Below are 7,703 nucleotides of genomic sequence, written 5' to 3' on the forward strand. Positions count from 1 at the left end.
AGCCACTGGCTGTCCAACTGCCCCCGGAGTGACCACTCATGGACAAGCGCACCTGCACAGCTCTGGCCACCGCGCTGGTGGCGGCCCTCACCTTCGGCACGGCCGGCTGCTCCGGCGGGCGGCAGCCGGACGACGCCCGCGGCCGCAAGAACCTGGCAACGGCCAACAGCGGCCGGGCGGTCGGCGGGACGCCACAGAAGGGCGGCACCCTCACCGTCCTGTCCAACCAGGACTTCACCCACCTCGACCCGGCCCGCAACTGGGTGATGAACGACATGGATTTCGGGACCCGGCTGCTCTACCGCACCCTGGTCGCGTACAAGGCAGCCCCCGGAACCGCCGGCGGCGAGCTGGTCCCCGACCTCGCCACCGATCTCGGCACGCCCTCCAACGGCGCCAGGACCTGGACCTTCCACCTCAGAGCGGGGATCAAGTACGAGGACGGGACGCCGGTCACCGCCCAGGACATCAAGTACAACGTGGAGCGGTCCTTCTCCCCGGACCTGCCCGGCGGCGCCGACTACGCGGCCCGCTACCTCAAGGACGCCAAGGGCTACCGGGGACCGGCCACGGGCGAGCACCTGGATTCCCTCAAGACGCCGAACGACCGGACGATCGTCTTCGAACTGCGCAAGCCCTTCGCCGAGTTCCCCAACGCGACGGTGCTGCCCACCTTCGCCCCGGTACCGAAGGCGAAGGACAACGGGCCCCGCTACGACAACCGGCCGTTCTCCTCGGGCCCGTACAAGATCGAGACGTATCAGCGCAACAAGAAGCTGATCCTGGTCCGCAACCGGCACTGGGACCCCAAGACCGACGCGATACGCAAGGCGTACCCGGACAGACTGGTCATGGTGATGGGGCTCAAGCCCAACCAGATCGACGACCGGGCGATCGCCAGTCAGGGCGCGGATGCCTCCGCCGTCCCCTGGTACTCGCTGCGGCCGGAGAGCGCGGCCAAGGTCCTGCCCAGGGCCGACGTGCGCGAACGGCTCCTGGCCGAGTCGACCAACTGCACCGACATGGTGCAGATGCACACCGGGCGGGCCCCCTTCGACAAGGTGAAGGTCCGTCAGGCCGTGCAGTACGCCCTCGACAAAGAGGCCGTGATCACTTCCTCCGGCGGCCCCGCCTTCAATGACGTGTCCCACGCATACATGCCCGCAGCCCTTTTCGGCGGCAAGCAGCCGGACACCTTGAAGATCCCCGCCACCGGCGATGCGGACAAGGCCAGGCAGTTGCTGAAGGAGGCCGGGAAGCCGAACGGCTTCACCACCAAGATGACGGTCTCCAACGGTGACAAGGGGCGGGCCGAGGCGGTCCAGCAGTCGCTCGCCAAGGCCGGGATCAAGGTCACCATCGAAACGGTCGACCCGTCCGCCTTCTACGCCACCATCGGCGACACCGCCCACCGCACCGACATGGTGTACACCGGCTGGTGCCAGGACTACCCCTCCGGCTCCACCTTCCTGCCCTTCGTCTTCGACGGCCGCTACATCAAGGAGAAGGGCAACCAGGGCAACCACTCCCTCTTCCGCGACCGGGCGACCATGAAGCGGATGGACGAGATCGCCGCGCTGACCGACGCCAAGAAGGCCGACGCGGCCTGGCGGGAGCTGGACGGCGAGATCCTCGCCAAGGCCCCGGCCGTACCGGTCCTGGCGCGCCGCTGGCCACTGGTGGTGGGGACCAACATCGCGGGCGCGTACGGGCAGACCTCCTTCGGCGGCCAGCTCGACTACGCCTCGGTCGGCCTCAAGGACCCCGCGAAGAGCGAGGACTGACGCCCGCCATGACCACCGTCTCCCCCACCACCCCCACCAGCGCCCCGGCGAGCAGCGGCCCCTGGCAACTCGCCCGGCAGCAACTGCGCCGACGCACCGCCGTGAAGATCTCCCTCGCCGTGATCGTGCTCTTCGCGATCACGGCGGCGGCCGCCCCGCTGCTCAGCACGCTGGGCGGCTGGTCGCCCGAGGAGTTCGACAAGACCGCCGTCGACCCCTACCTGGGCGGCCAGCCGATCGGCCCGCTCGGCGGGGTTTCCGCCGACCACTGGCTCGGGGTCGAACCCGTCACCGGCCGCGACCTGTTCGCCCGGGTCGTGCACGGCGCGCGGGTCTCGCTGTTCATCGCCTTCGCCGCCACCGCGATCGTCGTGGGCGCCGGTACGGCGGCCGGGATCGCGGCCGGCTACTTCGGCGGCCGCACCGACGCGGTGCTCTCCCGGCTGATGGACCTCATCATGTCCTTCCCGTCCCTCATCTTCATGATCGCGATGATGTCGGTGGCCCGGGACGTCAACCGGATCGTGCTGATGACCGCCGTGATCGGACTCTTCGGCTGGCCCGGCATCGCCCGCGTGGTACGCGGCCAGACGCTCTCGCTCAAGCACCGCGAGTATGTCGACGCCGCCCGGGTCGGCGGCGCCGGCCCCTGGCGGGTCCTCACCCGCGACGTCCTCCCGGGCGTCGCCGGGCCCGTCATCGCCTACACCACCCTGATCATCCCCGGCATGATCGCCACCGAGGCGGCCCTGAGCTACCTGGGCGTCGGCGTCCGCCCGCCCACCCCCTCCTGGGGCCAGATGATCGCCGAGAGCGTCGCCTTCTACGACACCGACCCCATGTACTTCGTCATCCCCAGCGCCTGCCTCTTCCTCACCGTGCTCGCGTTCACACTGCTCGGCGACGCGCTGCGGGACGTCCTGGACCCGAGGGGAAGCCGCACATGATCCTCTACCTCGGGCGCCGGATACTCGGCGTCGTCGGCGTCCTGATCGCCGTCGCCGCCATCACCTTCACCATCTTCTACGTCCTGCCGTCCGACCCTGCGGCCGCGGCCTGCGGCAAGTCGTGCAGCACCGAGCGACTGACGGCGATCCGTGAGCACATGGGGCTCGACCAGCCCCTTTGGCGGCAGTTCGCCGACTTCGTCACCGGCATCTTCACGGGCCGCACCATGGGCACGGGTCAGTACGAGCTGCGCTGCGGCGTCCCGTGCCTGGGCTACTCCTACGAGAACAGCGAGGCCGTCTGGGACCTGCTGATGGACCGCCTTCCGGTCTCCGCCTCGCTGGCCTTCGGCGCCGCGGTGATCTGGCTGGTCCTCGGGCTGTCCGCGGGGGTCGCCGCGGCCCTGCGCAAGGACACCCTCACCGACCGCGCCCTCATGGTCGGCGCGGTGGCCGCCGCGTCACTGCCGGTCTACTTCACGTCCGTGATGCTGATCTACGGGGTGATCCGGATCGCGGGGCTGTTGCCCTATCCGAGCTATGTGCCCTTCGGCGACAACCCGCTCGACTGGGCGTCGAACCTGCTCCTGCCCTGGCTGGCGCTGGCCATCCTGTACGCGGCGATGTACGCACGGCAGAGCCGCAGTTCGATGATCGAGACGATGGCGGAGCCGTACATCCGCACCGCCCGTGCCAAGGGCCTGCCGCGCCGGACTGTCGTGGTCAAACACGGGCTACGGGCCGGTATGACCCCGGTCCTGACCCTCTTCGGCATGGATCTGGGCGGACTGCTCGCCGGCGCGGTGATCACCGAGTCCATCTTCGGGCTCCCCGGCATCGGGCGGCTCTTCTACGGAGCACTCTCCAGCGGCGACCAGCCGGTGATCCTCGGAGTGACGCTGCTGGCCGCCACCTTCATTGTCGTCGCCAACCTGGCCGTCGACCTGCTCTACGCCGTCGTCGATCCCCGAGTGAGGTACTGATGAGCGCTCGCGAACCCGTGCTCTCGGTCAGGGAGTTGACGGTCACCTTTCCCACCCCGCGCGGTCCGGTACGGGCCGTCGACGGCCTCGGCTTCGACGTCCGGCGGGGCCGGACCCTCGGCATCGTCGGCGAGTCCGGCTCCGGCAAGTCCGTCACCTCCCTGGCGGTGATGGGGCTGCACACCGGCGCTTCGGTCACCGGCTCCATCGCCCTGGGCGGCCGGGAGCTGACGGGCCTGCCGGAGCGCGATCTGAACCGGCTGCGCGGCCGGAAGATGGCGATGATCTTCCAGGACCCGCTCTCCAGCCTCCACCCGTACTACACCGTGGGCGAGCAGATAGCCGAGCACCACCGCGTGCACTTCGGCAGCGGCAGAAGGGCCGCCCGCGAGCGGGCCGTGGAAGCGCTGGGCGAGGTCGGTATCCCCGAGCCGAGGCGCCGGGCGCGGGAGTACCCGCATCAGTTCTCCGGCGGAATGCGCCAGCGCGTGATGATCGCGATGGCCCTGGCCTGCGAACCCGAGCTGCTCATCGCGGACGAGCCGACCACCGCCCTGGACGTCACCGTCCAGGCGCAGATCCTGGAGCTCATCGCCCGGCTCCAGGAGGAGCGGGGACTGGCCGTCATCATGATCACGCACGATCTGGGAGTGGTCGCCCGGGTCGCCCACGACGTTCTGGTGATGTACGGGGGACGAGGCGTCGAACGGGCCCCTGTGGAAACCCTGTTCGCGGAACCGGCCCACCCCTACACCCGCGCCCTCCTCGACTCCCTTCCCCGTCTCGACGACAGCGACGAGGAACCGCTACGGGCGATCCCCGGCAGCCCGCCGTCCCTGCTCACCCCGGCCCCCGGCTGCGCGTTCGCGCCCCGCTGCCCCCGGCCGGCCGACGCCCCCGCCCAGGAGCGCTCCCGATGCGAGAGCGAACTCCCCCTCCTCGACGGCCCGACCGGGCATCCGGCCGCCTGTCACTTCCCCTCGTACGAAGGCATGGCCCCATGACCACCACGACCATCGAACCCCTGTTGTCCGTACAGAACTTGACGGTGACGTTCCCCGGGAGGAAGCGATCCGCACCGGTCCGGGCGGTCGACGGCATCACCTTCCACGTGGCGGAGGGTGAGACGCTGGGCCTTGTCGGCGAGTCCGGCTGCGGCAAGTCCACCACCGGGCGCACGATCGTCCGGCTCCTGGAACCCACCGCCGGCTCCGTCACGTACGACGGACGTGACATCAGCCATCTGCCGCAGCGGGTACTCAAGCCGCTCCGCAAGGACCTGCAGATGGTCTTCCAGGACCCGCACTCCTCGCTCAATCCGCGCCAGACAGTGGCCCGGATCATCTCTGATCCGCTGCTCGTCCAGGGCAGTTCGGCAGCGGGCGCCCGCAAGCGTGCCGCTGAGCTGATGGAGCTGGTGGGGCTCATCCCCGAGCACATCGACCGCTATCCGCACGAGTTCTCCGGCGGCCAGGCCCAGCGCATCGGCATCGCCCGCGCACTGGCCACCGGCCCCCGCCTCGTCGTCGCCGACGAGCCGGTCTCCGCCCTCGACGTCTCCGTCCAGGCCCAGATCGTCAACCTGATGGAGCGGCTCCAGCGCGAACTCGGGCTGGCCTACCTCTTCATCGCCCACGACCTGTCGGTCGTCAAGCGGGTGTGCGACCGGGTCGCCGTGATGTACCTGGGCCGGATCGTCGAAATCGGAGCGAAGGAACAGGTCTACACCGCCCCGACGCATCCCTACACACGCGCGCTGCTGTCCGCCGTCCCGCTGCCCGACCCGACCGCCGAACGGGGCCGCGAGCGGATCACCCTGCTCGGGGACCCGCCCAGCCCGGCCGCTCCCCCACCCGGCTGCACCTTCCACCCCCGCTGCCCCAAGGCCCAGGAGATCTGCCGCACCGAGGCGCCCTCCCTACGGAACACGGCACCCGGACCGGCGCGGCAGGTGGCGTGCCATTTCCCCGAAACGGCCTGACCACGGTCGTGCCCCGGCTCCCGCCCGGGAACCGGGGCACGACCGTCCGCGTCAGGCTACGACTTGGTGATCCGCACGGTCTCGCCGTTCCCGTCAGCGCTCAGCACCTCGATCCGGACGCCCGCGGCGAAGTCGGTGAACGTCTCGCCGGCCCGGAACGGGCCGTCGTCCAGGGGGCGACAGCCCGACACCGGGGTGGCATTCGGCTTGGCGTCCATGACCCGGATCGGCCCCTCACCGGTCTTCACGGAGGAGTCGACCTTGGCAACACCGACAGAATCACCAACCGTGTACCCGGCAAAAGACGTGGCCGTCTCACGTCAGCACTACCTCTCCGTAAAGGCCCATCGCGTGCGTGATGTCACATAAGACTGCGGAGGCACGCCCCTGTCCGAAAGCTGTCGTCAGTCCATAACATGCACGCCATGGACCTGGAGATACGGCATCTGCGGGTGGTGTCCGCGATCGCCGAGGCGGGGAGCCTGACCCGCGCCGCCGCCTCGCTCCGTATGACGCAGCCAGGACTCAGCGCCCAACTGCGCCGTATCGAGGCCGCGCTGGGCGGGCCCCTGTTCGACCGGCGACAGTCCGGCACCGTCCCCACGCCCTTCGGCGAGCTGGTCATCGGACGGGCCCGCGCCATACTGCCGGGCATCGACGGACTGCTCTCCGACACGGCCCGTGCCGCCCGTCGCATGACAGCCGCGGACCGGATCCGCGTCGGCTCGGTCGGCGCCCCGCTTCTGGGGCACCTCCTCCTGGCCGTCCGGGCACTGCTGCCCGAGGCCGCCCCGACCTGCCGTTGCCAGTACTCCCCCGTCGCTCTGCTGGACGACCTCGCCGCGCGCCGCCTGGAAGCGGCGGTACTCGGCGATCACCCCGACCGCGAGCTGCCGCAGCGTGCGGGCGTGGCACTCCACACGGTCGTCACCGAACCGGTCTTCGCCCTCCTGCCGGCGGCCCACCCGCTCGCCGCGCGGGACGAGGTCCTGTTGACCGAGCTCCTGGAGGAGGACTGGGCGGTCCCCCGGCCCGACAGCGACCGGACCCCCGAGTACTGGGCTTCCGTCTGCACCTCGACCGGCCGTGCTCCCTTCGCCCCCTTTGAAGCGGAGGGGCGGCAGCTGATCGAGATCGTGCGGGCCGGCCTGGCCGTCAGCCTCTGCCAGGCCACGTTCATCGAGGTCCCCGGCGTCGTGGTCCGCCCCCTGGCCGAAAACCCCCTGTGGTACCGGCATGTTCTGGCCTGGCACCACGACGGCCCGCTCGCACCGTACGGCACCGAGATCCTGCGCCGAGTCGCCGACGGCTACCTGGCCACCTGCAGTGACAGCCCGGTGTACGCGCGCTGGCGGGAGCTGAACCCGCACGCGGCCCGAACGGTGACGGTCACGCCCTGACCTACCGGGCCGGCGGACGGCGGCGGCGCTCGGGCGGCGGATCGGCTCGGTGTGGTTGCCGGCCGGCCGCAGCGGGCAGTCAGCGGCACCCAGCCGTAGCCCGTACGGACTTGCCGATCCGGGCCACGTTGTCGGCAGCGACGGCCGTCAGGGCAGGAACCCGACTCTCAGCGGTTCACCTGCATGATCCCTCGCTACGGAAGGGCTCCCCGGAGAGCACCGGAGCTGCTCGGAAATTCCCAAACGGCCACCATACCAAGGCCGTTGACGGTCCGGCGTCTCCATCGAAACCAGCACCGGGGGCTCATCGAAACCCGGCGAGACGCACTGGACGGATGAAAAAGGGGGCTTGTTCTGTTGCTTGCAACCCTCTTTTCACTGACACGTGAACTGTGACATTGTACGGTCACACTTTTCGCGGGCATGACAGCTGCGAGAGAGTGCTCAACTCCCGTTGCCGTCACGGTCCGCACCCCCCACCGCCGTGCCCCTCGCACGGATGCCGACTGGCCCGGAGGCCATCGCTATGCGTAGACCCCCCACCTTCAAGAAACTCGCCCAACTGCTGATACCTACCGTGGCCGCCGCCGGCCTGGGGCTCACCATGC

Annotated in this window: 7 protein-coding genes; 6 read left to right on the forward strand and 1 reads right to left on the reverse strand. The window is 70.0% G+C overall.

Annotated features, from left to right (window positions below; genetic code table 11):
* Positions 1-38: 38 nt before the first annotated feature.
* Genes ACZ4NB_RS37450 through ACZ4NB_RS37470 form a run of 5 tightly spaced genes read left to right on the forward strand, consistent with a single transcriptional unit; the run spans position 39 to position 5,695 of the window.
* On the forward strand, positions 39-1,784 hold the full coding sequence (locus ACZ4NB_RS37450; protein WP_467667521.1) for an ABC transporter substrate-binding protein: 1,746 nt from the start codon (positions 39-41) through the stop codon (positions 1,782-1,784).
* Positions 1,785-1,792: 8 nt separating this feature from the next.
* The gene (locus tag ACZ4NB_RS37455) at positions 1,793-2,731 is read left to right on the forward strand and encodes an ABC transporter permease (protein ID WP_467667522.1); all 939 of its coding nucleotides are present in this window, start codon (positions 1,793-1,795) and stop codon (positions 2,729-2,731) included.
* Positions 2,728-3,714, forward strand: coding sequence for an ABC transporter permease (locus ACZ4NB_RS37460; RefSeq protein WP_467667523.1), 987 nt, complete (start codon positions 2,728-2,730; stop codon positions 3,712-3,714). The genes ACZ4NB_RS37455 and ACZ4NB_RS37460 overlap by 4 nt, the downstream gene beginning before the upstream one ends.
* The gene (locus ACZ4NB_RS37465; RefSeq protein WP_467667524.1) at positions 3,714-4,718 is read left to right on the forward strand and encodes an ABC transporter ATP-binding protein; all 1,005 of its coding nucleotides are present in this window, start codon (positions 3,714-3,716) and stop codon (positions 4,716-4,718) included. The genes ACZ4NB_RS37460 and ACZ4NB_RS37465 overlap by 1 nt, the downstream gene beginning before the upstream one ends.
* Positions 4,715-5,695 carry an ABC transporter ATP-binding protein gene (locus ACZ4NB_RS37470; RefSeq protein ID WP_467667525.1) on the forward strand — a complete coding sequence of 327 codons (981 nt, stop codon included), beginning with the start codon at positions 4,715-4,717 and terminating at the stop codon, positions 5,693-5,695. The genes ACZ4NB_RS37465 and ACZ4NB_RS37470 overlap by 4 nt, the downstream gene beginning before the upstream one ends.
* A gap of 56 nt (positions 5,696-5,751) precedes the next feature.
* Here ACZ4NB_RS37470 and ACZ4NB_RS37475 read toward each other — a convergent pair whose 3' ends face one another.
* On the reverse strand, positions 5,752-5,943 hold the full coding sequence (locus ACZ4NB_RS37475; protein ID WP_467667526.1) for a hypothetical protein: 192 nt from the start codon (positions 5,941-5,943) through the stop codon (positions 5,752-5,754).
* Positions 5,944-6,120: 177 nt separating this feature from the next.
* Between ACZ4NB_RS37475 and ACZ4NB_RS37480 the strand changes: the two genes are divergently transcribed.
* Positions 6,121-7,095, forward strand: a complete 975-nt coding sequence (locus ACZ4NB_RS37480; protein ID WP_467667527.1) for a LysR family transcriptional regulator — start codon at positions 6,121-6,123, stop codon at positions 7,093-7,095.
* The last annotated feature ends 608 nt before the right edge of the window (positions 7,096-7,703 follow it).

The sequence above is a fragment of the Streptomyces sp. NPDC026575 genome, from assembly GCF_055567415.1.